We start from the raw sequence: 26,992 nt of genomic DNA, 5'->3' as shown, positions 1-26,992 counted from the left end.
CGCGGAGGACCCAGCCATGACCGACGCAGCCACCCTCGCCCACCGGATCGCGCAAGGCCGTGGGGATGAACCGGCCGACCTCGTCATCCATGGCGCAAAACTGCTCGACCTCGTCGGGGGCGACCTCGTCGAGACCGATATCGCGCTCTGCGGCGACACGATCGTCGGCGCCCATGGCCGTTATGAAGGCAAGGCGGTCTTCGACGCGAAGGGGCTGGTCGCCGTCCCCGGTTTCATCGACACGCATCTGCATGTCGAATCCTCGCTGGTGACGCCGCTCGAATTCGAGCGCTGTGTCCTGCCGCATGGCGTCACCACCGCGATCTGCGATCCGCACGAGATCGCGAACGTGCTGGGCGTCGAGGGAATCCGCTATTTCCTCGCCTGCGCGCAGGCGATGCGGATGGATCTGCGCGTCCAGCTGTCGAGCTGTGTGCCGGCGACGCATCTGGAAACGGCTGGCGCGGCGCTCGAGGCCGGCGACCTCGCGCCGTTCATGAACCATCCGCAAGTGATCGGCCTCGCCGAGTTCATGAACTTTCCAGGCGTGCTGCATCGCGATCCCGGCTGCCTCGCCAAGCTCGCGGCCTTCTCGGAACGCCATATCGACGGGCATGCGCCGCTGGTCCGCGGCAAGGACCTGAACGGCTATCTCGCCGCCGGCATCCGCACCGACCATGAGACGACGACGCTCGACGAAGCGCGAGAGAAGCTCGCCAAGGGCATGGCGATCCTGATCCGCGAAGGCTCGGTCTCTAAGGACCTGCACGCCCTGATCCCGCTGATCACGCGCGATGCCTCGCCCTTCCTCGCCTTCTGCACCGACGATCGCAACCCGCTCGACATCGCCGAGGAAGGCCATCTCGATTTCATGATCCGCACCGCGATCGCCCATGGCGCCGATGTGCTTGCGACCTACCGTACTGCCAGCCTGTCGGCCGCGCGCAATTTCGGCCTGTTCGACCGCGGCTTCATCGGGCCGGGCAAGCGCGCCGACATCGTGCTGGTGGAAGACCTCGCCGCCTGCCGCGTTGCCCATGTCTTCGCCGGCGGCAGGCTGGTCAAGGAGGCGCTGTTCGCCGATCGCCGGCCGGTCGCACCGGTCGGCCTCTCCAGCGTGAAGAGCCGCCACCTGACGCCGGATGATTTCACGGTCCGCGCCCGCCCCGGCGAGACGCCGGTGATTGGCGTCGTGCCCGGCCGCATCATCACCGAGCGGCTGTCCATGCGCCTGCCGGAACAGGACGATGCCGCCCTGCCCGATCTCGCCCAGGATGCGATCAAAGTCACGGTGATCGAGCGCCATGGCCGCAATGGCGGCATCGCCACTGGCTTCGTCCACGGCTTCGGAATGAGGCACGGCGCCATCGCGTCCTCGGTCGGCCATGACAGCCATAATCTTTGCGTCGTCGGCGTGGACGAACCTTCGATGGCGGCGGCGGCGAACCGGCTGATCGCACTCGGCGGCGGCTTCGCCGTGGCGGAAGCCGGCGAAGTCACGGCCGAGCTCGCGCTCCCCGTCGCCGGGCTGATGAGCGACCGGCCCTTCGAGGAGGTCCGTCATGGTCTGGAGGGCCTGCGCAGGGCGGCAAAGGCCCTCGGCGTGGTTCTCGCCGAGCCCTTCCTGCAGGTCGCCTTCCTGACCCTGCCGGTGATCCCGCATCTGAAGATCACCGATAAGGGCCTGGTCGACGTCGATCGCTTCGACTTCGTCTAGCGAGGCATGCCGTCCCCGATCCGCGCGTCGAGGACGCAGCGTCAGTCGCGCGCGAAGAGTTCCGCGCAACGCGAGAAGGACAGGCCCATGCCGCCGGTATCCCGGCTGATGCGGATCGACTCGATGATCCCCTGCGGATCGGCCGCGATCTGGGCTTCGCAGACATAGTTAAGCTGCCGCGGCGGCTGGTAGCTCGTGGTCGTGGTCATGGTGCGCCGGCCGTCCAGCGTCTGGGTCGGCACGCTACGGGTCTGGAAGCTGCCGGGGCGATAAGAGGTCGCCTCGCCGCCGCGCCAGGTGTAGATTTGGCCGCCATTGTCGCGCGGAAAGCCGGTGACCGGCGGGCCGTTCGCGACGAAGAAGGAATCGGCGCTCTGTCCGACCCAGTTACTCTGGAGGTTCTCCGCCGCCTGCTGCGTGGTCTGGCATCCGGCCAAAGCCACGGCGATCGCGGCAACAAGCATAGTCGTCTTCATCTCGTCCCTGAACGGTTCCCCCGGCCCCCTATGCCGGCAGGAACGATCCACTAGCGCAGAGACCTTCAGGTTTCGCGACGCGGTTCCCTAAAATCGACGGCACGCGATTAACCGGCCGTCGCCGCAGCGCCGGCCGGATGAGCGTCAGAGATCGACCTCGATCCCCTCGGCCTTCGCCTTCGCGCGCAGGCCGTAGCGGCGCATGCCCGGTAGCCTGGTTCCGTCCTGCTCCTCAATGGCATGCGTCAAAATCTTCATGCGCTCTGCGAACCAGTTTCCGCCCATGCTCGCCGGGTCGATGGCGAGGATGAGCTGGCCGGTATCGGGCGGGCCGCCCTTGTCGTCGAGGAAGGAAGAAGCCTGAAAGGCGAAATGCGTACCGACCAGCGCGGCGGCCAGGATCTCGACCATCATTGCGAGCGTAGCGCCCTTGGCATCGCCGAGCGGCACCATCGTGCCGGCGAGTGCGGCGGCGGGATCCGTCGTCGGCTTGCCGGCGGTGTCCAGCGCCCAGCCTTCGGGGATGTTCTCGCCCTTCTGCTTGGCTGCGACGATCGGCCCGCGGGCGACCTTGGACAGCGCCATGTCGATGACCAGCGGCTCGCGACCGGGGAGCGGAGCGGCGAAGGCGATCGGATTGGTACCGAAAACCGGCTTCGCCCCGCCCCAGGGCGCGATCGCGCCCGGCGTGTTGGCGAAGAGCAAGGCGACCAGCCCCTGTTCGGCAAGCCTTTCGACATGCAGCCCGGCTGCGCCGCAATGGTTGGAACGGCGGATCGGCGCCGCGACGATGCCTTGCCGGCGCGCGAGCTCGGGCAACTCGACGATGGCGAGGTCGATCGCCGGGTAGGCAAAGCCATGGGCGGCGTCGATCGCCAGCACACCGGGCTTGGGCTGGCGTGCCGTCGGCACCGCCTGGCCGTCGATCTTGCCGGACTTCAGCATGGCGAGATAGGTCGGCACGCGCGACAGGCCGTGGCCCTTTAGGCCATCTGCCTCAGCCGCGACCAGAGCCTGCGCTACCGAGGCGGCATTGGCGGCCGATGCCCCTGCTTCGACGAAGAGCCCCGCGACCTTCTCCTCGGCCCGTGCGAGCGACAGCCGCGTCATGCCCGGCCCTCCAGAGCAGCGATGACCCGCTCGGCGACGAGCCCGGAGACCCGCCCGTTCGATTCGACGGTGTTGCCGGCGATATGCGGGGTCAGGATCAGGTTCGGCGTGCCGGCGAACAGCTTGGCACCGTCCGCCTTGAGCGGCTCCTGCTCGAAGACGTCGAGTGCGGCCCCTGCCAGCCTGCCGCCCTTCAGGGCCGCAACCAACTCCGCCTCGTCCATGACGCCGCCGCGCGCCGCGTTGATCAGCACCGCGTCGGACTTCATCTTGCCGAAGGCGGCAGCGCCGATCACGCCGCGCGTTTCCGGCGTCAGCGGCAGATGGATCGAGATCACGTCCGAGGTCGAAAGCAGCGCATCGAGCTCGAGCTTCTCCACGCCCTGCCAGACCGGCGTGTCCGCTGGCACATAGGGGTCGTAGGCCGCGACGGTCATGCCGAGCGCCTGCGCGTGACGGGCGACGTCGCGCGCGATCGCGCCGAAACCGACGAGCCCCATGCGCTTGCCGGCGATCTCGCGGCCGATCAGCTTGGTCTTCGGGAACTCGCCGGCGAGCATCGCCGCATTGGCGAAATAGGCACCGCGCAGCAGCGTCATCGCCGTGCCGATTACGTACTCGACCACGGAGAGGCTGTTGGCCCCGGTCGCCGGGAAGACCTTGATGTCGCGCGCCGCGCAGGCCGCTATGTCGATGTTGTCGAGACCGACGCCCAGCCGGCCGACGACCTTGAGGTTCTTGGCGGCCGCCAGCAGTTCGCCCCGCACCTGCGTCTGGTTGCGCACGATCAGGGCCGGCACCGTGGCGACGAGCCGGGCGAGCTCCTCCGGCTTGCCGAACAGCTCGGGATCGTGATGCACGGCATAGCGCGCCTTGAGCGACTCGACCGCCGCCTCGTCCATGAATTCGGTGATGACGATGTCGGTCATGGCGTCTCGCAGGGTTGGCTGGCTTCAGCCCATGAGGATCAGGCCGCCTGTGGCGACCACGAGGATGACGAGGCTCGTGCCGGTGACGAGCGCGATATGGCGCCAGCCGAGCCGGACCATCGCCGCGATCGAGGTGCCGAGGCCCAGCGCCGCGATGGCGATCAGCAGCCCCCAGCGCGAGGCTTCGAGCAGGGCGGCGCGGATCGGCTCGTAGACCCCGGCGAACGCAGGCTGCGTGGCGAGGATGCTGTTCACCAGGCACAGGAGGAGGAAAACGATTGCGAAGACCGGCACTGGCACCTTCGCCTCGCCATGCTCGCCGCCATGGCGCGTCAGCCACCAACCAACGATCAGAACAGCCGGCAGCAGCATGAAGACGCGGAAGAGCTTGACGATCACGGCGGCGTTGGCCGCCTCGTCCGAGACAGACTGGCCGGCGCCGACGACCTGGGCGACGTCATGGATGGTCGCGCCCAGCATGACGCCGGTCTGCTGCTCGTTCAGGCCGAGCCAGACGCAGATCAGCGGATAGGCCAGCATTGCGAGCGTCGAGAGCGCGTTCATCGCGATGACGGTGAAGGCGATGTCGGCCGCCTTGTTGCGGTAATCCGGCACGACCGTCGCAGTGGCGAGCGCCGCCGAGGCGCCGCAGACGGCGGTGGCGACGCCGCCGAGCGCGCCCATGCCGGTCTCGCGGCCGAGCAGGCGCGCCAGCAGGAAGCCGGAGGCGATGGTGGCCGCCATCGAAACCACGACCAGCAACGCCGTGCCGAGCCCGAGCGCGATGATGTCGCCGAGCGCGATGCGCAGCCCGAGCAACGCGATCGCCCAGCGCAGCATCTTCTTGACACAGAAAGTCATGCCCGGAAGGAAGCGCTGGTTGTTCGCGACCAGATGCAGCGCCATGCCGATCAGGAGCGCGATGACGACGGCGGGGATGCCGACCTTGCCGCCAGCCAGCTGCTTCAGCACCGGCTCGGCCAGCACCGAGACGATGGCCACCGCAGTCGAGAGCGCGATGCCCGGCAGGAGCGGGCCAAGGCCTTTCGCCAGGCGCGGGGCGGCTGTTTCTGTCATGATTGCAATTCGATCCGGTACATTAGTCGCTCCTCGGGTCCGTAGAACGGAGCGACAAAACTCTCGACAAAACACCCGCCATTCTTCTCGATGATCCGCCGCGAGGCCGCATTTTCGGCATCGCAGGTGATCTTGATGAAGGGCAGGCCGACAGTGCGAGCCTCGGCCAGAACAGCCGCCAGGGCCGCGCTGGCATAGCCGTTGCCGGCATGATTCGGCAGGACAGTGTAGCCGACATGGCCGAGCACATGCGGCGGCAGTTCCGTGACCGGCCTGCCGGCATCATCTTCCTGCCAGCGCAGGTTGATACTGCCGACGAACGGGCGCCCGGGCCGGTCAGTGGCAATGATCCAGCGGATGATGTCCGGCAGTCGGTCGACTTCGCTGCCATCGTGCAGACGGATCTTGCCGCCTCGCGCGGTGAGCCCGGACAGAAAGGCGTCCGGGTCCGCCGCGATTGCGGCGAGTTGCTCGGGCGCGACATCGCGCATGGTGTTCGGGGACCAGCCCGCTTCCAAGGCACGGACGTAGGCGGGCAACACGTCCCGCCCCGGCGCATGCAATGAGACGATCTTGGAAAGGACCCTGTCCGACACTTCTGCCTCGTCGCGCCCGGAGACGCAGCTCCTCAGGCGCTGCGGTATAGCTTGGTCATCGAGAACTCGCGATGGCCCAGCGCTTCGGCTGCCGTGAGGCGGCCATTCGCCGTGCGCACGATGTTCTCGATCAGCGCGTCGCCGGCCTGCGGGATCGTCATGTCGCGACGCAGGATACCGGAGACGTCGACATCGATGTGCTCGGGCATGGTCCGCATCGTCTTCGGGTTGCCGGTGATCTTGATCACCGGGACGATCGGGTTGCCTATGACGTTGCCCTGCCCGGTCGGGAAGGTGTGCACGACATAGCCGCCGGCCGCCATCAGGGTGACGCACTCGGCCGCGGCCGAGGAGGTGTCCATGTAGTACAGGCCCGGCCCGCTCGCAGGCGCCTCGGCCGGCTGCAGGATGTCGATGAACTTGCACTCGCGGCCGATCTTCTCGAGGTTGCCGAGCGCCTTTTCCTCGATTGTCGTCAGGCCGCCGGCGATGTTGCCCTTGGTCGGCTGCGAATCGGAGAGGTCGTCGGTCTTGTGGGCCTCGATGACGTCGTCCTGATAGGCCTTCCACATCTTGTACCAGCGCTCGCCGACCTCAGGCGTCGCCGCGCGCGCCTTGCAGAGATGCTCGGCGCCGGTGATCTCGGAGGTCTCGCCGAAGACGCCGTAGACGCCGCGCGGGATCCACTTGTCGTACATGTTGCCGACGGTCGGGCAGGAGGACAGGCCCGTGGTGGTGTCCGACTCGCCGCACTTGGTCGAGACCCAGAGCTCCTCGATGCCGCACTTGGTGCGCTGCAGTTCGGTCGCCCACTGCACGAATTCCTTGGCGACATAGGAGGCGCGGGCGATCGTCGAGATGTCGCCATGGCCCTCGATGCCGAAGCCGACCACCGGCTTACCGGTCTTGGCGATGCCGTCGACGACGCGCTTGGTCCAGCCATCCTCGATGCCGATCACGACGACGGCGGCGACGTTCGGGTTCGAGCCGGTGCCGATCAGCGTGCGGAAATGGACCTCGAGATCCTCGCCGAACTGCAGGCGGCCATAGGCATGGGGGATCGCCAGCGTGCCCTTGACGTTGTTGGCGACGGCTTCGCAGGCGGCGTTGGAGAGGTCATCGAGCGGCAGCAGCAGCACATGGTTGCGCACGCCGACGCGGCCATTCTCGCGGCGCCAGCCGAAGAAGGAGTCGAGCGAGCGGCCGCTGGGGCGCTTGATCTGCGGCACCTTGAACTCGGGCGCCTCGATCTTGCGGCCTTTGACGCGGCCGAGCTTGCCTTTCACGAGATCGAAATTGGCGACGATGGACGACATGGGAAAATCCTCGACTTAGGCTCTACCGGCTGCGGGAGCCCGAATTTCAGGAATGGCGGCAGGCAGCGCTCACCAGCGCTTAGTCTTCACATTGTGGACGTGGAGATGCTCGCCCTGGCGGATGTCGCCGATGGCCTTGCCGATGTCCTGGCCGTACTTCCAGATCGTGTCGCCCGTCTTGATGTCCTTCAGCGCGACCTTGTGGCCGATCGGAATGTCCATCTTGGCGGTCAGCCGGAAATCGGAATTGTCGTGGGTGATGACGCCCAGCATGTCGGTCCCGGCCTTCAGGCCCTCGACCACGACGACGCCGACGGTGTCCTTTTTCTCGTGCACCAAGAGATGCGGCTTGCTCATTCCGGCCTCCTTGCTTGTTCCTCGGGTGATTTGTCGGGCCTCGTGAAAATCGGGCTCGACCTTCCCGGCGCCAAGTCTTATATAAGACACATGAGTGTGCACAAGCTGGAAAATGCAGCACCATCCAATGCGGCCGGCATGCCCGAGGCTCTGGGCTTCCGGCCGCTCTATCGGCAGGTGAAGGCGATCTTCGTGCGCCGCCTCGTCGATGGGGTCTGGGCACCCGGCGCCGTGCTGCCGAGCGAGGGCCAGCTCGCGGCCGAGATCGGCGTGAGCCAAGGCACGGTGCGCAAGGCGCTCGACGAGCTCGCAGCTGAGAATCTGGTGGTGCGACGTCAGGGGCGCGGCACCTTCGTCGCCGAGCATGACGAGCGCCGCATCCTCTTCCAGTTCTTCAAGCTCGCGCCTGACCAGGGCGCGCCGCGCTTCCCCGACAGCGTCGTCTTGAGCACCGCGACCGGCCTCGCCGACCCCGCCGAGCGCGAGGCGCTCGACCTTGCCGACAGCGACAGCGTCATCCGGATCCGGCGTCTGCGCTCCTTCGGCGAGACGCCGCTGATCATCGAGACGCTGAGCCTGCCGCAGAAGCTCTTTCCCGGGCTAGAAGCCGGCCCGATCCCGAACAACCTCTACAGCCTCTATGCCGGCCATTACGGCGTGACGATCGCTCACGCGCGCGAGCGCCTGAAGGCGATCGCGCTGGCGGCCGAGGATGCCGCCGTACTCGGCGTCGCCACGGGCGAGCCGGCATTGCAGATCGACAGGCTCGCCCTTTCGCTCGACGGCATGCCCGTCGAGCGCCGGCTCAGCCTCTGCCTGACACAGGAGGTCCACTACCTCTCCGACCTGCGCTGAGGGGCGCGAGGTCGGCAGAGACCGCACTTTCCAAGCAAGCCGCCGCAGAGCGGTCAGACTTAACCGGAGGAAGTGAATGATTGCAGGTTTCAGACGATTGCTGGCAACGCGCCGTAGCGCCCTCGCCGGCTTGATGGCATTCGCGCTTTGCGCGCCCGCGGCAGCCCAGAATTTTCCGAGCAAGCCGATCACCCTGATCGTGCCCTTCGCGGCCGGCGGCCCCAGCGACGTGATCGCCCGCCTGCTCGGCGAGCATATGGGCCGGACACTCGGGCAGCAGGTCGTCGTCGAGAACGTCGCCGGCGCCGGCGGCACGGCGGGCGCCAAGCGCCTGGCGACGGCCGAACCCGACGGTCACACGTTGCTGATCCACCACCTTGCTTTGGCGGCAGCGCCCGCGCTCTACAACAATCTCGGCTACGACACGCAGACCGCCTTCGCGCCGGTCGGCCTCGTCAACACCGGCCCGATGGTCGTCGCCGGCAAGCTCGCTTTGCCACCGGTCGACGGCAAGGCCTTCTTCCCCTTCGCCAAGCAGCAGGCCGACAAGCTCACCGTCGCCCATGCCGGCGTCGGCTCGAACGCGCATCTTTGCGCGGTCCTGCTTTCGCAGGCTCTGGGCGTGAAGTTCGCCCAGGTCGCCTATCGCGGCACCGGCCCGGCCATGAACGACCTCGTCGCCGGCCAGGTCGACGTGCTCTGCGACCAGTCGACCACGGCCGTCCCGCAGGTCCAGGGCGACAAAATCCGCGCCTATGCGGTGACGTCGGCCGAACGCCTCGACGTGCTGCCCAATGTCCCGACTGCGGAGCAGGCCGGCACCAAGATCGACATGACGATCTGGCACGGCCTCTATGCGCCGAAGGGCACGCCGGCGGCGGCGCTCGACAAGCTCAACGCGGCTCTCACCGCCGCGCTGAAGCAGCCGAGCGTGCTTGAGCGCTTCAAGGCGGTCGGCACCAGCGCCTTCCCGCAGGCCGACTGGACCCGCGAGGCGCATGCGAAGCGCTTCTCTGCCGAGATCGCGAAATGGGCGGCCTCGCTCAAGGCGGCCGGGGTCACCCAGCAGAACGTCAACTGATCGACCACACGCGCCGCTCGCAACTGCGGGCGGCGCGTGCTACCGGCGGGGAATGTCCGCCAATCTCGTGCCGTTAGAAACCTATCTTGACCTGCCGGCGCACGCCCGGCTGCTTGGGCTCGATCTCGGCACCAAGACGATCGGGCTCGCCCTCTCCGATGTCGAACGCCAGATCGCGACGCCGCTGGAGACGATCCAGCGCGTCAAATTCGGTATCGATGCAGCAGCCCTGCTGAAGATCGCCGAGAAATACGCTGTCGCCGGGCTGGTGATTGGCCTGCCGCTCAACATGGACGGCACCGAAGGCCCTCGTGCCCAGTCGACACGGGCCTTCATCCGCAACCTGTCGCCGCTGACATCGCTGCCGATCGCCTTCTGGGACGAGCGCCTGTCGACGCTCGCCGTTACGCGCACCTTGCTCGATGCCGACGCCTCGCGCGCCAAGCGTGCGGCGGTCGTCGACAAGATGGCCGCCGCCTACATCCTCCAGGGCGCGCTGGACCGGCTTTGCCGCCTGGCACCCGAGGTGGAGGAGGACTTCGATCAGGGCAGCACGTAACCGCGCTTGATCGCCTTCTTCTGGGCTTCGCGGTAGTTCTTGAGCGCCCGCTTCTGCTCGTCGACCGTCATCATGTCGACGGCGTTTGGCGGCTTTCCCCGACCCGCGGCCGGTCCGGGACCGAAACCGGTGTCGCGCTGAGAGCGCTGGGAACCGCGTTCGTAGCCCCGATCATAGGCACGGTCATTGCGATACTCATTGCGGCGTTCGTCGCGGCGGTCATAGCCGCCATCGTATCCCCGATCGTAGCCGCGCCGCTCATAGCCCGGGCGGCGGTGGTCATCGCTGTAATACTGCGCCGACGCGGCTGCGGACCACAATGCGGCAACCGCCAGGGCGCCGCAGCCGGTCAGCAGGGACTTCAGCGGGGATGTCATCTTCGTTCTCCGAGGTCGCAGGTCAGCACTGATTTGTGGTAGCGGCACGCCCGCCGCGACGGCCTGCTCATTGCACCAGAATCGCCATCGCCCAGGGCGATGGCGAAGCATGACGGGATGCTAGGCGAGGGTGAGTTCAGAATTGCTTAAGGCTGATCGACCCTGGCTCCCAACTCAGCGATAGCTGCCACCGGCCGGGTCGCGGATGTTATCCGGGGCGTAGCCGTAGTAACGCGGCGCGTAATAGCGACGCGGCGCGACATAGACCGGCTCCTCATAGACATAACGCGGCTCGTAGCCATATCCATACCCGTAGCCATAGACCGGCTCGGCATAAGCGGGACGGCTGGCGGCGATCGCCGCAGCGCCGAGGATGCCGAGGCCGACGCCGGCCGCGACGGCTGCACCGCGATTGTACCGCCAACCGCGGCGGTAATAGTACTGCGAGTACTCCGCCTGCGCGGAGTCGAGGCGGCTCTTGTCGACCGAAATCGCGCGCCCCTGCTCGGCCGATACCGGGGCTATCGTCGCTGCCAGCAGGCCACCGGCCAGGGCTGCGGTCAGGGCGAGGCGGCTCTTTCCGAATTCAAGCATGGCTCTCTCCTCTCGGCGGTGTTTCCGCCCGTGCCGCGGAATCTGGACGCGGGCCGTTGAATGGCTGCTGAACCAATCGCGGCCGAAATGCGGCCTGGACAGAACGCGACGAGCACCTTTCGGCGCCGCTGACGCGTCGCGTGCCAGGCGCGCCGGCGGTTGTCGACGGGATGGCCGCTGCCCCCCTTCCAGGGCACGCTGGACCAGCTGCTCTCCGGCTAGCCCCGGAAGAAGACTAGCCCGCAGCTCAGGGCGGGACGCCAGCGGTCATCGTCGTGACATTGAGCGGACGCAGCCACGAATCATAACGCCATAGCTGCGGCCGGAGGGAGCGATCATCGTCCTCGAAGCTCGCAGAAGCCCGATAGGGCGGTGTGCTGTCCCCCAAGAAGCCGTCACCGCCCAAAGGCGGTGACACTTTCACGATGTCGGATCAGCCGCGATCAGGCTCCCCAGGGCTGTCACCCCTCTGCGAGAACATGGCCGCGCCGACAGCTCAGCGATACCCATCCCCCATCGGGGCCCATGTATTGCTGGGATAGTAGACATAAGGCTTCTGAAGATAAGTTCCGCCCGCCGGATCTCGAATATTGTCTACATACTGACCACCGACGTAGTAGTAGCCGTTACTACCGAGATAACCGGGCGATCTCTGAACATAACTGCCGCCAGCCGGATCCCGGATACTGTCCGACGGATAGGCATAGGGGCTCTGCGTATAGGTCCGAACGGCCGGAGATCGATAGCCGGGCTCGACATAGACCATGTTACGCCGAGATTGCGTGTAGTCCGCGGGCGCAGTGTCAAGACGACCTCTGTCGAGCCGCGTATCTCCGCGCTCCCCCGCAACCGCCGGGGCAGTGGTCAAAGCGACGAGACCGCAGGCGGCGGCCGCCGCTACGGCGAGACACCTCTTTCCGAGTTCAGACATGGTTTTCTCCTCTCAGAGAGCATCCGCCCTGCCGCCGGACTCTGCCCAGGACCGTTGCTGCGCCTGAACCTCCGGAACAATCGCGGACGGGATTAAACGCCGCTGCGACCGAAAGGTTCCATGTCTGAAAAAATACACGCAAAGATTGCATATTGAGCAAAGCGAGGTCATGATCGGCGTACGACCTTGTGCTGAAACGATTGTCATAAGCAGCCAGACTCGATGAGCACCCCCTCGCAAAATCGTCGGAAACGCGCAAAAATAGAACCTGAAAACAATACCATAAGTGAAGACATACCGTCTGACGCGCGTGTGATTCTGCGTGGATCGCGAGGCACTCCCACCCCACCCACGCAGACACAACTTTCAGTTGCTCTTTATATCGAAGAGATCAGTCAGGAGCTCGCCGTCATGGCGCGAACCGCCCGCCTCGACAGCCTGGCCTACTTCATCGACATGACCCGTCTGGAGGCGGAGATCACCCGCAGAAGCTGCGAGGCACAGGCTGGATCGCAGACCGCTCAGCCATGATCAGAAGCGGCGCGAGAGGGCTCCTCCGGCATGGCGCTGAACGGCCCCTTCCAGCTCCAGTTCGAAGATCGTCCGGCTGACCTCGCGAGCCGGATCGCCACTCGCCCGAACGAGATCGTCGAGGCCGATAGGGGCCGTACCGAGCAAGCCGAGCAACCGCGTCTTGCGATCTCCGCCATCCGGAGCGCCAAGCACGGCGTCGATCGACACTGCCCCAGCGTTCAGGCCGGGCGCCGCGGCGATGCCCAGCAGGTCGAGTTCATCCCATAGCGTCTGAGAGGCTGCCGCCTCGCCTCCCTCCTCGCGCGCCAGCAGCTGCGGAGGGGCGAACAGATCGCTGCGCCCGAGCATAGGCGCCAGCACCTCGATCACATGCGCGGTCTCGGCACAGAGGATTGCACCTTCGCGGATCAGGTGATTGCCGCCCTCGGCCCTGGGATCGAGCGGCGAACCCGGCACCGCGAAGACCTGCCTGCCCTGCTCGTTGGCGAACCTCGCCGTAATCAGCGATCCGGATTTGCGCGCCGCCTCGACTACGATCGTACCGAGCGCCAGCCCGGAGACCAGCCGGTTGCGCCGTGGGAAATCGCGTCCACGCGGCGCCCAACCGATCGGCATCTCGCTGACTGCCGCGCCGCGCTCGCACAAACGTTCGAGCAGGGGCAGGTTCTGCGGCGGGTAGACCTCGTCGAGACCGCCAGCCAGCACCGCGACCGTGCCGCTTTCGAGACTCGCGCCATGGGCGGCGGTGTCGATCCCGCGCGCCAGCCCGGAGACGACCACGAAACCGGCCTCGCCGAGCTCCCGCGCGAGCACCGCCGTGAGCTTCAGACCGGCTGCAGACGCATTGCGCGAACCGACGATGGCGACGCAGGGCCGGTTCAGGACCGCGGGATCGCCCTGGACGGTGAGTAGCGGCGGCGCCGAGTCGATCGCCTGCAAAGGCAGCGGGTAATCCGCCTCGCCCAGCGCGATCAGCCGCGCGCTTCGGCGGCTCAGCATGTCGATTTCGCGCTCGGCCTCAGCCGGCGAACAGATCTTCAGGCTTTTCCCGGCCTGGCGGGCGAGTTCGGGAAGAGCGTCGAGTGCCGCGGCGGCTCCGCCGAAACGATTGAGCAGCGCGCGGAAGGTGCGCGGGCCGATGCTCTCGCTGCGGATCAGGCGAAGCCATTCGAGGCGCTGCCGATCGTCGAGAGCCGGTCCCGGCATGAGACGCTATCCCTTCTGGCCGATCTTGCCTTCGCTGCCGGCCAGCAGCCGCGCGATGTTCTCGCGGTGCATGAACCAGAGCAGCACGGTCAGGATCGCCATCAGCGCGGCCGCCTGCGGGTCTCTCACCCAGAACCAGAACAGCAGCGGCGTCAGCAGCGTCGCGACCAGCGCCGATAGCGAGGAGTAGCGGCTGAGATAGGCGATGCTGAGCCAGATCGCCGCGAAGGTCACCGCTATTGGCCATTTCAACCCGATCAGGATGCCTAGATAGGTGGCGACGCCCTTGCCGCCCTTGAAGCGCAGCCAGATCGGGAAGAGATGCCCGACAAAGGCGCCAAGGCCGGCGACCAGCGCGGCATTCCTGCCGCCCAGCAGATAGCCTGCGAGCACGACCGCGACCGTGCCCTTCAGCATGTCGCCGACCAGCGTCAGCGCCGCGAGCTTCTTGTTGCCGGTGCGCAGCACATTGGTCGCACCGATATTGCCCGAGCCGACGCTGCGCAGATCGGGCCCGCCCGAGAGTCGGGTCAGGATGATTCCGAAGGGGATGGAGCCGAGCAGGTAGCCCAGAATGAGCGCCATCGCGCCCTGCGGGCCCGACAGCGCCCAGCTCAACGTCTCAGCCATAGAGCCTCCCCTGCCCTTCGGGCGCGATTAGAGCAGGTTTCCGCAAAGAAGGAACCGGTTTTCGCATCATTGCCGCCGTGTTGCCTGCCGGTGCAGGCGCGCACCGACCGCTTAGCCCTGCTCGCCACGGTAGACCGCGGCGCCACCGACCAGGGTCAGTTGCACCATGCCCTGCAGCTTCGCCTCGTCGAAGGGCGAGTTCTTGGCCCGCGACTTCAGCTTGCGCTTGTCGACGACGAAGGGGGCATCGGGATCGAGCAGGACAAGGTCGGCCGGCGCACCGGCGACGAGCCGGCCGCAGTCGAGGCCGAGCAGCCTGGCGGGCCGGCCTGACAGGGCGGCGAAGAGCGCCGGCAGGCCGATCTGGCCGGCATGGAACAGCCGCAGGCTCGCCGAGAGCAGGGTCTCGATGCCGAGCGCGCCATTCGCCGCTTCGGCAAAGGGCTGGCGCTTGGTCTCGACATCCTGCGGGTCGTGGTCGGAGACGATCACGTCGATCAGCCCCTCGGCAACGCCCGCGACCATGGCGAGGCGCTCGTCCTCATGGCGCAGCGGCGGCGAGACCTTGCAGAAGGTACGGTACTCGCCGACATCGTTCTCGTTCAGGCAGAGATTGTTGATCGAGACGCCGCAGGTGACGGCGAGCCCGTCCGCCTTGGCGCGGCGGATCAGATCGAGCGAGTCGGAGCAGGAAACCATTGCCGCGTGGTAGCGGGCACCCGTGGCCCGCGCGAGCCGGATGTCACGTTCCAGCATCACCGTCTCGGCCTCGACCGGAATGCCCGGCAGGCCCTTGCGGCTGGCGAACTCGCCGAGATTCATCACACCGTCGCCGCGCAGCTCGGGGTCTTCGACATGGTTGATCAGCAGAGCGTCGAAGTCCCGGCCATAGATCATCGCCCGGCGCATGACCTGCGGGTTGCGGACCGCCTTCGCGCCATCGCTGAAGGCCACAGCCCCGGCCTCCAGCAGCAGGCCGAATTCGGTGATCTCCTTGCCGGCGAGCCCCTTGGTCAGCGCCGCCGAGGGCAGGACGTTGACGATCGCCTTGTCGCGGGCCCGGCGCTTAATGAAGTCGATCACCGAGGGATCGTCGATCGGCGGGTCGGTATCGGGCCGGCATAGCACGGTGGTGACGCCGCCGGCTGCGGCGGCCTGCGAGCCGGTACCGAGCGTCTCGCGGAATTCCGCCCCAGGCTCGCCGAGGAAGGCACGCATATCGACGAGGCCGGGCGCCAGGACGAGATCGCGTCCCTCGATCCGTTCGGCGCCTTCGGGCAGAGCCGGTGCCGCTTCGCCCCAGGCGACCGAGGCGATGGCGCCGTCGCGCACGAGCACGGAGCCGCGCTCCTCGCGGCCGCTGGCGGGGTCGACCAGCGTCGCCCCGAGAATGGCGATGTCGCGGGCCTCAGACATCGGAATTTCCTTTCAGAGCGACCGACAGGCTCGAAACCGCGCCTTGTGCCGCCTCAGACATTGGGAAGATGCTGCGAAAGCGCGTCGAGGACCGCCATGCGCACCGCGACGCCCATCTCGACCTGCTCGCGGATCAGCGACTGCGCGCCGTCCGCGACCTCCGAGGAGATTTCGACGCCGCGATTCATCGGGCCGGGATGCATCACCAGCGCGTCGGACGCCGCCAGTTCGAGCTTGTCGCGGTCGAGCCCGAAATAGCGGAAATATTCCTTCGGGGACGGCACGAAGGCGCCATTCATCCGCTCGAGCTGCAGGCGCAGCATCATCACGATATCAGCGCCTTCGAGGCCCTTGCGCATGTCGCGGAAGACCTCGACGCCCATGCGCTCCACCCCGGCCGGCAGCAATGTCGAGGGCGCGATCAGCCTGACCTTGGCTCCGAGCGCGTTGAGCAGGATGATGTTGGAGCGGGCGACGCGCGAATGCAGGATATCGCCGCAGATCGCGACGGTCAGCCCCATGATCCGCCCCTTGTTGCGGCGGATGGTCAGAGCGTCGAGCAGTGCCTGCGTCGGGTGCTCATGAGCGCCGTCGCCGGCATTGACCACCGAGCAGCCGACCTTGCGGGCGAGCAGGTTCACGGCGCCGGCCGCATGGTGGCGCACCACCAGGATATCGGGGCGCATCGCATTCAGCGTCGCCGCTGTGTCGATCAGCGTCTCGCCCTTCTTCACCGAGGACGAGCCGACCGACATGTTCATCACGTCGGCGCCGAGCCGCTTGCCGGCCAGCTCGAACGAGGCCTGAGTGCGGGTCGAGGGCTCGAAGAACAGGTTGATCTGGGTGCGCCCGCGCAAGGTCGCGGTCTTCTTCTCGACCTGCCGAGAGAGCGCGACATAGGCCTCGGCCCGGTCGAGCAGCGCCTCGATGTCCAGATGCGAAAGCCCCTCGATTCCGAGGAGATGGCGGTGGGGATAAAGGGGCGCTTGCGATGTCATTAAAGCAGGCTGTTTAGGCGCGCCCCAACCTGCGCGCAAGATGCCGCGCGGGCTGCTGCACAAGCTTTCTCAGCCAGCCGCTGCTTCGGCTCGCGCCGCCAGGCTACCCCTCACTCGCCCTTCACCGAATAGACATGCTCCGCCGCCGGAAACTGCCGCGCCTTGACCTCGCTCGAATAGGCCGCCACCGCCTCGCGCACCTGCCCGGCGAGGCTGCCATAGGTCTTGACGAATTTCGGCACGCGCCCGGTCAGACCGAGCATGTCGTCGAGCACCAGGATCTGCCCGTCGCAGGCAGCCGAGGCACCAATCCCGATCGTCGGCACCGCGACCCGCCGCGTGATCTCCGCCGCCAGCGGCTCGGCCACAGCCTCGACCACCAGCGAAAAGGCGCCGGCCTCCGCGACCGCTTCGGCGTCGGCCAGGATCGCCGGCCATTCCGCCCTGTCGCGCCCCTGCGCCTTGAAGCCGCCGAGCGTGTTCACCGCCTGCGGGGTCAGCCCGACATGCCCCATCACGGGCACGCCGCGCTCGACCAGGAAGCGCACCGTGTCGGCCATGCGCAGCCCGCCTTCGAGCTTCACCGCGCCGCAGCCGGTCTCCTTCAGGATCCGCGCCGCATTGCGTAGGGCCTGCTCGCGGCTCTCCTCATAGGAGCCGAACGGCATGTCGACGACGATGAGCGCCTTCTTTGTCGCCCGCATCACCGCCTGCCCGTGCAGGATCATCATCTCGAGCGTCACCGGCACGGTGCTGTCGAGCCCGTAGACCACCATGCCGAGGGAGTCGCCGACCAGGATGAAATCCGCGACCTCGTCGACCAGCGCAGCCATGGGTGCCGTATAGGCGGTCAGCGAGACGATCGGCTCGCCAGATTTGCGCCGGCGGACATCCTGCGCAGTCATACGGTTGATCCGGACTTGAACGGACATCGGCGCTCCCCCATTTCTGCCGCACCGCCTGCTTCGCGGTTGCGGGAGCGCCCTACCCCTTTCCCCACTTGACGCAAAGCATAATCGCCGTTTGACAGTGGCGGCGGGCTGAACCACTTTCGCGCGCAAATTCCGAACCTTCGGAGCCTCCATCTGCCGCGCCTGCCGCCTTCTCGGCCGGGTGTGCGGTGGCGGAGGCTGTCTCATCGAGTATCCGCATCATGAAGCTTCTCGTCGTCGAGTCGCCGGCCAAGGCCAAGACGATCAACAAGTACCTGGGCTCCGACTACGAGGTGATCGCCTCGTTCGGGCACATCCGCGACCTGCCGGCCAAGGACGGCTCGGTCGATCCCGAGAACGATTTCGCCATGCTCTGGGAGACCGAGGGCCGCGGCGCGAAGCAGGTCGCCGAAATCGCCAAGGCAGCCAAGAACGCCGAGAAGATCATTCTCGCAACCGACCCGGATCGCGAGGGTGAGGCGATCTCCTGGCACGTGCTGGAGGCGCTGAACCAGAAGCGCGCCATCAAGGGAATCCCGGTCGAGCGGGTCACCTTCAACGCCGTGACCAAGGAGGCGGTGCAGACCGCTCTGGCCAATCCGCGCCAGATCGACCAGGCCCTGGTCGACGCCTATCTCGCCCGCCGCGCGCTCGACTATCTCGTCGGCTTCACGCTCTCGCCGGTACTCTGGCGCAAGCTGCCGGGCGCCCGCTCGGCCGGTCGCGTCCAGTCGGTGGCCCTGCGCCTGGTCTGCGACCGCGAGCGCGAGATCGAGGCTTTCCGGGCCCGCGAATACTGGTCTCTCACCGCGACACTCGCGACCAAGACGGGCGCGACCTTCGATGCCCGCCTGAGCGGCGCTGACGGCAAGAAGATCACCCGTCTCGACATCGGCACCGGCGAGGAAGCGGCCGCCTTCAAGACCGCGCTGGAGACCGCGGCTTTCAGCGTCGCCGAAGTCGAGGCCAAGCCGGTCAAGCGCCACCCGCAACCGCCGTTCCAGACCTCGACGCTGCAGCAGGAAGCTTCGCGCAAGCTCGGCTTCGCCCCGGCCCGCACCATGCAGCTGGCCCAGCGGCTCTACGAGGGCGCCGACATCGGCGGCGAGACGGTCGGCCTGATCACCTATATGCGTACCGACGGCGTCGACATGGACAGCTCGGCGATCGCCGCCGCCCGCCGCGTCATCGGCAAGGAGTTCGGCGAGAACTATGTCCCCGGCTCCCCGCGCAAGTACACGGTCAAGGCCAAGAATGCGCAGGAGGCGCACGAGGCGATCCGCCCGACCGATCTCGGCAGGCTGCCGGCGATGGTCGCGCGTCATCTCGAGCCCGAGCAGGCCAAGCTCTACGAGCTGATCTGGAAGCGCACCATCGCCAGCCAGATGGAATCCGCCTCGATCGAGCGCACCACCGTCGACATCGCCGCCAAGGTCGGCGCCCGCGATCTCGAACTGCGCGCCACCGGCCAGGTCGTGCTCTTCGACGGTTTCCTGACGCTCTATCAGGAAAGCCGCGACGACGAGGAGGACGAGGACTCCAGGAAGCTGCCGCCCATGAAGGCCGGCGATCCGCTGGAGAAGCGCGCCATCGCCGCCGACCAGCACTTCACCGAGCCGCCGCCGCGCTTCTCTGAAGCGAGCCTGGTCAAGCGCATGGAAGAGCTCGGCATCGGCCGTCCCTCGACCTATGCTGCGACTCTGGGAACGCTGCGCGACCGCGAATATGTCCGCATCGAGAAGAAGCGCCTGGTGCCTGAGGACAAGGGCATGCTGGTCACGGCATTCCTGGAAAGCTTCTTCAAGCGCTATGTCGAGTTCGACTTCACGGCGAGCCTCGAAGAGAAGCTCGACCGCGTCTCGAACGCCGAGATCGACTGGAAGGCGCTGCTCCGTGAGTTCTGGGAAGAGTTCACCGCGACGATCGGCGAAACCAAGGAGCTGCGTGTCACCGAGGTCCTGGACTCGCTGAACGGCATCCTCGGCGATTATGTCTTCCCGCCGCGCGCCGATGGCGGCGATCCGCGCCGCTGCCAGGTCTGCGGCACCGGTACGCTCTCGCTCAAGCTTGGCAAGTTCGGTGCCTTCGTCGGCTGCTCGAACTATCCCGAATGCCGCTTCACCCGGCCGCTGACCGTACCGGCCGAGGGCGAAGGCTCCGGTGACGGCAGCCAGATGGTCAACGGCGTGCGCGTGCTCGGCACGGACCCCGATAGCGGGCTGGAGGTCAGCGTGCGCGAGGGACGCTTCGGCACCTATGTCCAGCTCGGCGAGGGCGAGAAGCCGAAGCGCTCCAGCCTGCCGAAGGGCGAGAACGCAGCCACGCTCTCACTCGAGAAGGCGCTCGCTCTGCTCTCGCTGCCGCGCGAGGTTGCGCGCCATCCCGAAAGCGGCGAGCCGATCCTTGCGGGCATCGGCCGCTACGGGCCTTACGTCCAGCACGGCAAGACCTACGCCAATATCGACAAGGACGACGACATCCTCGACATCGGCGCCAACCGCGCCATCGATCTGATCGTCGCCAAGGAGAGCGGTGCCGGCGGCCGGCGCTTCGGCGCTGCGGCGACGCCCGGCCGTGAGCTCGGCGACCACCCCGCCGGCGGCAAGATGGTGGTGCGCGCCGGCAAGTACGGGCCTTACGTCAACTGGGGCAAGGTCAACGCCACCCTGCCCAAATCGATGACGCAGGAGGAGATCACTCCCGAGCAGGCCATCGAGCTGGTCAACGCCAAGGCGGCGGCGGGCGGTGGCGCCAAGACCAAGGCGAAGGCAAGTGCAAAGCCGGCAGCCGCCAAGGCACCAGCGAAAGCAAAGAGCACCGCGGCCAAGAAGACTGCGGCGCCCAAGAAGGCCAGCGCAACCAAGAAGGCCGCCAAGACCGAGGACTAGTCCCGGCCGGGCCAAGCGCAGTTAACACTGCATTCAATGCCCTGGGTTACCCTGCGTCGCCGCAATTAAAAACGACGGCGCAGGGGAACAGCATGAAATCCATCAGGACCCAGATTCTGGGGTTGATCGCGATTGTCGCGACCGGCGCCTTGGTTGCGGTCGGCTTCGCCCTGCTGGCGATGGCGCGCATCGACACGATGAATACGCGATCCTCGCAACAAAACCACGTCGCGCTCTCCGCCGAGCGGCTCAATGTGGCGGTCAACCTCGTCGTCGCCGATTCCTACCTCATCTACACCGCCCGCAACCCGCATATGGCGGGCATCGCGGCGACGACGGTCGAAGCCGGAATGTTCAACGTCGAGCAACGCCGCAAGGACCTCGCCGAGATAATGCCCTCCAGCGAGGCCGAGCGCATGGAGAAGATCAGCGGGCTCATCGCCGAGTTCATCGCCATCCGGACCGAGACGACGCGCTTGGTCCGCGAGATTTCGGCCCGGGCCGCCGAAGCCTGGGGCAACAGCGATGCGAGCAGGAAGAACCGCGCAGCGCTTCAGGAAGGGCTCACCTCGCTCAGCAGCTTCAACGAGGCACGCGCCAATGAACTCGACACGGAGGCAAGCGCGTTTTCGGGGCAAGTGCGGATCTGGCTGCCTTCCGCGCTCATCCTGGTTCTCGGCGGCGCCATTGCAGGCGCTCTCGTCTTCTCCCGGCGCTCGATCATCCGCCCCCTCGTCGATCTCGGCGGAACGATGAGCCGCCTGACCGCGGGCGACACCAGGATCGAGGTTCCCCATACGGCGCGCCGTGACGAGATCGGCGAGATGGCGCGCGCGGTCTCCGTGCTGCGCGAAAGCACCGAGCAGGTCGCGCTGCTCCAGGAGCAGGAGCGCGAGGCTTCCGCCGCGCGCATTCGCTCGGCCGATGCGATGGCCTCGGTGGTGTCGGATGTCGGCGAGGTCGTCACGGCCGCCGCGGCTGGTGACTTCTCGGCGCGGCTTCAAATCGACGATGGCGACGCGCAGATGCAGCAGCTGGTCGAGGGCATCAACGAGATCAACAGCGTGGTCGACAGCGCCACGACCGAATTCGTCGCGGCCCTGCAGGCGCTCGCGGCCGGCGATCTGACCCAGCAGGTGTCGACCGCCTATCGCGGCCGCTTCGCCGAGCTGAAGGATGCGATCAACGAGACCATGGCGCGCCTGTCCTCGACCGTCAGCACGATCCAGGCGATGTCGTCCGATGTCGGCCTCTCGGCCCGCGAGATCACCTCGGGCTCCGACGACCTCTCGAAGCGCACTGAGGAGCAGGCATCGTCGCTGGAGGAAAGCGCAGCGACGACCGAAGAGCTCGCGGCCTCGGTCAAGGCCGCCGCACAGGCCGCCCAGCAGGCCGTGCGGCAGGCCGGCGAGGCCATGCAGGTCGCCCAGACCGGCGGCAGCATCGTCACCGAGGCGGTCTCGGCCATGGAACGCATCGAGCAGGCCTCGAAGAAGATCTCCGACATCACCCGCGTCATCGACGACATCGCCTTCCAGACCAACCTCTTGGCGCTCAACGCGGCGGTCGAGGCGGCCCGGGCCGGCGACGCCGGCAAGGGCTTCGCCGTGGTCGCATCCGAGGTCCGCACGCTCGCGCAGCGCTCGGGCGAGGCGGCCAAGGATATCTCCGGCCTGATCTCCTCCTCGAACACCGAGGTCGAGGCCGGCGTGAAGCTGGTCCGGCAGGCCGGCGATGCCCTGACCCGCATCGTCGCGGCGTCGCAGAACGTTCAGGCCACCGTCTCGGAAGTCGCCGCCGCATCGAGCGAGCAGGCGAACGGCATCGAGGAGATGAGCCAGACCGTCGCCCATATGGACGAGATGACGCAAGCCAACGCGGCCCTCGCCGAGCAGAGTGCGGCTTCCGCAAGCGCGCTGTCGAGCAAGATCGGCGAGCTCAACGCCCTGGTTTCGGGCTTCCGGACCGGTGAGAGCATCGGCGCCGGATCGTACCACTCGGGCTCGTCCGAGCCGGCCAACGATTCCGAGCCGGAGCGATTGCGCAAGCTGGCTGAAGCGGCCTTTGTGCAGCATCAGCACGCCCCGCGTCGCGAGCGCCCGGCAGCAATCCATGCCCCCGCCCCGGCCCGCAAGATCGCCAACGCCCGTGGCGGGGATGCTGGCTGGGAGGAATTCTGAACCACGCGAAGGACTGGGCGGGCCGCGCAGACCGCGAGGGCCCGCTCGGCGCCAAAGCCGGCGGTGTCTGCGACGTTTTTAGAGAATCTCTCCGTCAGCGCCGCGTGATGCGCTGCAGATGGCAGACCTTGACCCGCCCGCCTCGGCCGTCCGAACGCCAGCTACAGCCCGGATTGCGCGGCCTGCCCTCGTAGAGATGATAGACGCCGCGGTTCCTTCGGTCGAAGCGCTGGTTCGAAGCGTCATGCCCGCCGATGCGGACATTGTTGCCGAAGCGCACCTCGGCGGCAGCTGGTAGCGTTAGGACGAGCAGGAAGGCGGACAGCGCCCCCGCAATCAGGCGCCCTGCCCCGGCCTGCAACCTCGCCATCCCGCCCCCTACAGAAACCCGATCCAGCGCCCCGCCAGCAGCGTCCCGAGCCAGAGCGTCACCGAGATCGCGGCACGGAGACGTATCGCGCCCGAGACCTCACCACGCGCCATGGCGGCACGAAAGCCGCCACCATGCTGCAGACCGATATTGGTGATGGCGAAGGCGAGCAAGCCGAGCTTCCAGAGGAAGGCTTCATTGGCGAGGTATTCCGCCGGCTTGACGGTGAACAGCCAGAATCCGGTCGAGAGCGCCAATGCCAGCCCAACCGCGGCGGCACGCGTCAGGAAGGCACCGATCACCGCCAGCGGCACGGCGCGAAAGCAGCCGAGCAGCCGCAGGTCGAGCGGCAGGATCGCGCCGACGAGCAGGCCGATCCCGAGGATATGGGCGGCATTGACGAAGAGATAGGCCGTGCCGGACTGGCGGATCAGCGCGGCGCCCGGCCAGGCCTCGAGACCGGCGACGAGATCCATCGGCAGCGTCAGTTCGTGCGGATCCGTTCCGGATACATGTCGTAGTTCTTGCCGGCCAGCACGATCCGGACCGCCTTCATATGGGCCTTGGTCTTGTCGAGATGCCTGTTGCCGATCGCCGTCACCGCATCGCCCGGCTTGGCGGTCGCGCCGGTGAAGCCCGAGCGCTCGGTCTGGTTGGGATTGCCGAGATCGACCTGCCAGACCTTGCCGTCAGCCGCGGTGACCATCAGCATCGGATGCGGCGGCGCCATCGAGATGCTGCGGATCGTGCCCTTCAGCTCCATCTGCTCGCCTTCGGCCCAGGACCAGCCATGATGGGCAAGCACGGGGCCGACGACGGGAACGACCGCGGCCAGCGACCAGGAGAGCAGTTTCCGGCGGGAAGGCGAAAGGCGAAAGCTGCGATGGGTCATGGCTTGGCTCCCTATGCGCTCTGGCGATTGCCGGGAACTATAGCTCCCGGCGTCGCCATGCCCATGGCTGAGCCCCGATCTCGCGGTTCACGATCCGATCAGCGGCCGCGTCAGCCCCGCCCGGCCACCACGACCAGCCGCGTGACCTCGCCGCGCAGGAAGGCCTGCAGGAAGCGGTCATAGTCCTTGACCGAGACGCAGCCATTGGAATCGCCGCGCGGGCCGAGCAGGTAGCTGTGCACCAGAAGGCCGGTGCGGCCGAATATCTTGCCGGCGCCGCCGACCGGATGCATCCGGATCGCCCGCACGCCGTGGAACAGCGCCTCACGCTCGGTCAGCGTGTAGACATGCGGCGGCGTCGGCCCGTGCATCCGGACATGGACGTAGCGCAGGTCGTTCATCTTGTCGCCGAGGCCGGAATTCGCCACGAGCCGCTCGCCATTCGGCAGATAGAGCGTGCGGGCGCTGATGTCGTAGACCGCCGTCTTGGGACCGACGCTCATCGGCGACGCCATCGGAGATGGCGCAGGCGCCGGCTCGGGAGCCACCGTCAGGCCGCTGCCGCGACGCCCCGTGATATCGTCCTGCGGTGCGGCATAGGCGAGCTGCGTGCCAGTGCTCGGCGTCCGCGCACCGAAGATCTTTTCGAGGAAGGAGCGGTTGTCGACCTGGGGCTCGGCCGCGGCGGCGACATCCTTGCTCCGGCGCGAGCCTGCGCGGGCCGTGGCACGCGGCTCGGGCACGGAAGGCAGCTTGAGATCAGACGGGCGCGGCACCGGCAAGGGGCTGATCAGCGCGATCTTCGGCGCCGGATCGGCTGCGGGCGGGACAGGCGGCAGGATGGCCGCGACCGCGGGACTGGAGACCGCGGACGGCGCGATCGAGCCGGTCGTCTCGGGATCGAGCACGGCAAGTTTCGGCGCCGGCTTCGCCGACTGGAAGGCGCCGGCAAGCGGCCTGCTCTCGGCCATGGGTCGCGCGACATAACCAGCGACATAGCCGGGCCGCAGCACCGGCATCGCCGCGACGTTCGCGGGGGCAGCAGCCTTGAACGGCAACGTCCGCGCGACCTGTGCGCCACTGGTTCCGCTACCCTTGCCCTGCCAGAACGAGACACCGGCGGCGGCGGCACCGCCGACCGTGAGCAGGATGGCAAGGCGCATGAAGGGCCCATGGCGACGCTTGCGCCCGAGGCTATAGGCATAGCCGGCCGACCTGTTCGAAATACGCATACGCAACGCCTCGGGACACATGAGCACGCCGCCAGGACCCAGCGACGACGCCCTTCGCTCATCCAGCGATCAGGGCGTTGCCGGCCGATCCGTGGTTTCGGGAAGCACCCAACCTCGTGCGCTCATTGAGCGCGCGCTTGGTTAATCCTGGATGAATCGCGGCGAAGAAAATTGACTCGACATCCGGCAACAAAAAGGCCGGGGCACCTGCCTCTCGGCTGGTACCCCGGCCCGTTCAGCGCACTGCTACAGCGGCTTCAGGCCGGCCTCAATCGCGGTCCGCTTCGCTTCCAGGAAGGGCGGCAGCGACAGGGCCTCGCCCATCGTCTCGGCCGGCTCGTCGGTAGCGAATCCCGGGCCGTCGCTGGCGATCTCGATCAGGATGCCATTCGGCTCGCGCAAATAGAGCGAGCGGAAATAGAACCGATCGACCGGCCCGCTATTGGGGTAGCCAGATTCCCGCAGCCGCTCGGCCCAGGCGTCGTACTCGCCGAAGCTCGGCGTCCGCAGCGCGAGATGGTGCACGCCGCCCGCCCCTTCGCGGGCCTGCGGCAGGCCGGGCTCGACCGCGACGTGCAGCTCTGCGGCCGGACCGCCCTCGCCGATCTTGAAGACGTGAATGTCCCCCGAGGCATGCGGCGCATGCTTGTAGTTCGAGGTCCGCTCCAGCCCGAGCAGCTTGGTCAGGACGAGTTCGGTGCGCTCGATCTGCGGGACCGAGATCGTCACCGGCCCGAGGCCCCGGATCTGGTGCTCGGCCGGAACGGAGCTCTTTTCCCAGACCGCGAAGGGAATCTCTCCGCAATCGGCGACGAGCGTCAGGCGCTGCCCCTCCGGATCCTCAAAGTCGAGCGCCGCCCGACCATTGATGGTGACGATGTCCGAGACCGTGACGCCGGCAGCTGCGAGCCGCTGCCGCCACCATTCGAGCGAGGCTTCATTCGCGACGCGCAGCGCGGTGCGGACGATCGAATGGGTGCCGCGCCGTGCGGGCGCCGTCGGCCAGTCGAAGAAGGTCAGATCGGTACCGGGCGAGCCGGCGCCGTCGGCATAGAACAGATGATAGGCCGAGGTGTCGTCCTGGTTCACGGTCTTCTTGACCAGCCGCAGGCCGAGCGTCTCGACATAGAAGCGGTGGTTCTGCGCAGCCTGCGCGGTGATCGCTGTGACGTGGTGAATGCCTGTCAGTTGCATGGCGTGAGCCCCTTTCCTGGCGGCGTCACCTTTCGGCGACGCACGCTGTTGCATCGGTCGCCACCAAGATAGGCATTGCCGTCACGCCATAAAGCCAAGCTCACGACAATCATACATTGCGAAAATGCAACGAACTCTATGGCTTCGCGGGCGGCGCTCCCGCCGGCGGCGGCGACAGGGCAGGCTTGTCAGCCTGATCCCCCGGACTCGTCGGGGTCGTGCAGTCCTGCGGCTTCTTCTCGCAATCATAGACCATGGTCGGCGCCGCCGACTGCCCCGCCTGCCCGGCCGAAGGCAGGATCATGTTCTGGCCCTTGTCGACCTGCGACGGATGCGTCGCCCGCGGGCCGACACCGGGCTGCTCCGGCGGGCTCGGCGTCGGCGAAGGCTGGGCGGGTGTCGCGGCCTGCGCGAAGGCCTGACCTGCGCCGAGCCCGAGGCCGATCAGCAGTGCGAATACGGTCGTTCCAGTGCGGCCTCGTGCCATGGCCTTGCCTCCCATCGTCCGAAAAGAGCTTCGGACGACAACCCGCCGGCAGGCCGCG

28 protein-coding genes are annotated in these 26,992 nt (G+C 67.2%); 7 read left to right on the top strand and 21 right to left on the bottom strand.

The features are described from left to right. The first annotated feature begins 16 nt into the window (after nt 1–16). Nucleotides 17–1,717: an adenine deaminase gene (gene ade, locus DK26_RS05060; RefSeq protein WP_066469035.1), complete on the top strand. Its 1,701-nt coding sequence runs from the start codon at nt 17–19 to the stop codon at nt 1,715–1,717. A gap of 41 nt (nt 1,718–1,758) precedes the next feature. Here the strand turns inward: ade and DK26_RS05055 are convergent, their stop codons facing one another. The 7 genes from DK26_RS05055 to DK26_RS05025 form a co-directional block, all read right to left on the bottom strand. Then, nucleotides 1,759–2,193, bottom strand: coding sequence for a hypothetical protein (locus DK26_RS05055; protein WP_157089518.1), 435 nt, complete (start codon nt 2,191–2,193; stop codon nt 1,759–1,761). 144 nt (nt 2,194–2,337) lie between these two features. Further along, nucleotides 2,338–3,303, bottom strand: a complete 966-nt coding sequence (locus DK26_RS05050; RefSeq protein WP_066469031.1) for an Ldh family oxidoreductase — start codon at nt 3,301–3,303, stop codon at nt 2,338–2,340. Then, nucleotides 3,300–4,232, bottom strand: coding sequence for a hydroxyacid dehydrogenase (locus DK26_RS05045; protein WP_066469024.1), 933 nt, complete (start codon nt 4,230–4,232; stop codon nt 3,300–3,302). Before DK26_RS05045 ends, DK26_RS05050 begins: the two co-directional genes overlap by 4 nt. A 24-nt stretch (nt 4,233–4,256) precedes the next feature. Further along, a complete protein-coding gene (locus DK26_RS05040; protein WP_066469018.1) occupies nt 4,257–5,309 on the bottom strand; it encodes a putative sulfate exporter family transporter in 1,053 nt (350 codons plus the stop codon). Next, nucleotides 5,306–5,905 (bottom strand): GNAT family N-acetyltransferase, encoded by a 600-nt coding sequence (locus DK26_RS05035; protein ID WP_248309872.1) that lies wholly within the window; start codon nt 5,903–5,905, stop codon nt 5,306–5,308. The genes DK26_RS05040 and DK26_RS05035 overlap by 4 nt, the downstream gene beginning before the upstream one ends. A 32-nt stretch (nt 5,906–5,937) precedes the next feature. After that, nucleotides 5,938–7,221, bottom strand: coding sequence for a UxaA family hydrolase (locus DK26_RS05030; RefSeq protein ID WP_083532975.1), 1,284 nt, complete (start codon nt 7,219–7,221; stop codon nt 5,938–5,940). Between the two features lie 69 nt (nt 7,222–7,290). Continuing rightward, entirely contained in the window at nt 7,291–7,578 is a 288-nt protein-coding gene (locus DK26_RS05025) for a UxaA family hydrolase (RefSeq protein ID WP_066469014.1), read from the bottom strand. 138 nt (nt 7,579–7,716) lie between these two features. Here DK26_RS05025 and DK26_RS05020 point away from each other — a divergent pair, with 138 nt between their 5' ends. The 3 genes from DK26_RS05020 to ruvX all read left to right on the top strand — a co-directional run bounded on the left by DK26_RS05020 (nt 7,717) and on the right by ruvX (nt 10,073). Further along, on the top strand, nt 7,717–8,433 hold the full coding sequence (locus DK26_RS05020; protein ID WP_083532974.1) for a GntR family transcriptional regulator: 717 nt from the start codon (nt 7,717–7,719) through the stop codon (nt 8,431–8,433). 133 nt (nt 8,434–8,566) lie between these two features. After that, complete coding sequence (locus tag DK26_RS05015; RefSeq protein WP_157089517.1) at nt 8,567–9,514, top strand: tripartite tricarboxylate transporter substrate-binding protein; 948 nt, start codon at nt 8,567–8,569, stop codon at nt 9,512–9,514. 52 nt (nt 9,515–9,566) lie between these two features. Next, complete coding sequence (gene ruvX, locus DK26_RS05010; protein ID WP_066469009.1) at nt 9,567–10,073, top strand: Holliday junction resolvase RuvX; 507 nt, start codon at nt 9,567–9,569, stop codon at nt 10,071–10,073. On the opposite strand, the gene DK26_RS29295 is transcribed toward ruvX, so the two are convergent. The 3 genes from DK26_RS29295 to DK26_RS28870 all read right to left on the bottom strand — a co-directional run bounded on the left by DK26_RS29295 (nt 10,058) and on the right by DK26_RS28870 (nt 11,975). After that, entirely contained in the window at nt 10,058–10,450 is a 393-nt protein-coding gene (locus DK26_RS29295; RefSeq protein WP_066469007.1) for a hypothetical protein, read from the bottom strand. The genes ruvX and DK26_RS29295 overlap by 16 nt on opposite strands. Before the next feature lie 174 nt (nt 10,451–10,624). After that, a complete protein-coding gene (locus DK26_RS05000; protein ID WP_066469005.1) occupies nt 10,625–11,044 on the bottom strand; it encodes a hypothetical protein in 420 nt (139 codons plus the stop codon). A 496-nt stretch (nt 11,045–11,540) separates the two neighbouring features. Next, nucleotides 11,541–11,975, bottom strand: coding sequence for a hypothetical protein (locus DK26_RS28870; RefSeq protein WP_157089516.1), 435 nt, complete (start codon nt 11,973–11,975; stop codon nt 11,541–11,543). A 222-nt stretch (nt 11,976–12,197) separates the two neighbouring features. On the opposite strand from DK26_RS28870, the gene DK26_RS28865 reads away from it, so the two are divergent. Beyond that, nucleotides 12,198–12,506: a hypothetical protein gene (locus DK26_RS28865; protein WP_157089515.1), complete on the top strand. Its 309-nt coding sequence runs from the start codon at nt 12,198–12,200 to the stop codon at nt 12,504–12,506. Here DK26_RS28865 and dprA read toward each other — a convergent pair whose 3' ends face one another. The 5 genes from dprA to panB all read right to left on the bottom strand — a co-directional run bounded on the left by dprA (nt 12,507) and on the right by panB (nt 17,691). Then, nucleotides 12,507–13,715: a DNA-processing protein DprA gene (dprA, locus tag DK26_RS04995; protein WP_066469003.1), complete on the bottom strand. Its 1,209-nt coding sequence runs from the start codon at nt 13,713–13,715 to the stop codon at nt 12,507–12,509. A 6-nt stretch (nt 13,716–13,721) separates the two neighbouring features. Then, entirely contained in the window at nt 13,722–14,345 is a 624-nt protein-coding gene (plsY, locus tag DK26_RS04990) for a glycerol-3-phosphate 1-O-acyltransferase PlsY (protein WP_066469001.1), read from the bottom strand. Nucleotides 14,346–14,456: 111 nt separating this feature from the next. Next, a complete protein-coding gene (gene pyrC / locus DK26_RS04985; RefSeq protein WP_066468999.1) occupies nt 14,457–15,761 on the bottom strand; it encodes a dihydroorotase in 1,305 nt (434 codons plus the stop codon). 53 nt (nt 15,762–15,814) lie between these two features. Then, nucleotides 15,815–16,759, bottom strand: a complete 945-nt coding sequence (locus tag DK26_RS04980) for an aspartate carbamoyltransferase catalytic subunit (RefSeq protein WP_066468998.1) — start codon at nt 16,757–16,759, stop codon at nt 15,815–15,817. Between the two features lie 110 nt (nt 16,760–16,869). Then, nucleotides 16,870–17,691, bottom strand: a complete 822-nt coding sequence (panB, locus tag DK26_RS04975; RefSeq protein ID WP_066468997.1) for a 3-methyl-2-oxobutanoate hydroxymethyltransferase — start codon at nt 17,689–17,691, stop codon at nt 16,870–16,872. A 221-nt stretch (nt 17,692–17,912) separates the two neighbouring features. On the opposite strand from panB, the gene topA reads away from it, so the two are divergent. Both topA and DK26_RS04965 read left to right on the top strand, forming a co-directional pair. Continuing rightward, nucleotides 17,913–20,579, top strand: a complete 2,667-nt coding sequence (gene topA, locus DK26_RS04970) for a type I DNA topoisomerase (protein WP_066468993.1) — start codon at nt 17,913–17,915, stop codon at nt 20,577–20,579. A 92-nt stretch (nt 20,580–20,671) separates the two neighbouring features. Further along, the gene (locus tag DK26_RS04965; protein ID WP_083532973.1) at nt 20,672–22,759 is read left to right on the top strand and encodes a methyl-accepting chemotaxis protein; all 2,088 of its coding nucleotides are present in this window, start codon (nt 20,672–20,674) and stop codon (nt 22,757–22,759) included. A gap of 94 nt (nt 22,760–22,853) precedes the next feature. Here DK26_RS04965 and DK26_RS04960 read toward each other — a convergent pair whose 3' ends face one another. From DK26_RS04960 to DK26_RS04935, 6 genes are all read right to left on the bottom strand, one after another. Continuing rightward, nucleotides 22,854–23,129 carry a hypothetical protein gene (locus DK26_RS04960; protein WP_066468988.1) on the bottom strand — a complete coding sequence of 92 codons (276 nt, stop codon included), beginning with the start codon at nt 23,127–23,129 and terminating at the stop codon, nt 22,854–22,856. Nucleotides 23,130–23,137: 8 nt separating this feature from the next. After that, on the bottom strand, nt 23,138–23,605 hold the full coding sequence (locus DK26_RS04955; RefSeq protein WP_066468986.1) for a hypothetical protein: 468 nt from the start codon (nt 23,603–23,605) through the stop codon (nt 23,138–23,140). Nucleotides 23,606–23,613: 8 nt separating this feature from the next. After that, nucleotides 23,614–24,021 carry a DUF6152 family protein gene (locus DK26_RS04950; RefSeq protein WP_083532972.1) on the bottom strand — a complete coding sequence of 136 codons (408 nt, stop codon included), beginning with the start codon at nt 24,019–24,021 and terminating at the stop codon, nt 23,614–23,616. A 110-nt stretch (nt 24,022–24,131) separates the two neighbouring features. After that, the gene (locus tag DK26_RS04945) at nt 24,132–25,253 is read right to left on the bottom strand and encodes a DUF2778 domain-containing protein (RefSeq protein ID WP_066468984.1); all 1,122 of its coding nucleotides are present in this window, start codon (nt 25,251–25,253) and stop codon (nt 24,132–24,134) included. 246 nt (nt 25,254–25,499) lie between these two features. After that, the gene (locus tag DK26_RS04940) at nt 25,500–26,447 is read right to left on the bottom strand and encodes a ring-cleaving dioxygenase (protein WP_066468983.1); all 948 of its coding nucleotides are present in this window, start codon (nt 26,445–26,447) and stop codon (nt 25,500–25,502) included. A gap of 136 nt (nt 26,448–26,583) precedes the next feature. After that, the gene (locus DK26_RS04935; RefSeq protein ID WP_157089514.1) at nt 26,584–26,934 is read right to left on the bottom strand and encodes a hypothetical protein; all 351 of its coding nucleotides are present in this window, start codon (nt 26,932–26,934) and stop codon (nt 26,584–26,586) included. Between the last annotated feature and the right edge of the window lie 58 nt (nt 26,935–26,992).

The sequence above is a fragment of the Allobosea sp. WAO genome, assembly GCF_001509835.1.
Lineage (GTDB): Bacteria > Pseudomonadota > Alphaproteobacteria > Rhizobiales > Beijerinckiaceae > Allobosea.
This window is presented reverse-complemented; position numbering and strand designations above follow the sequence as displayed.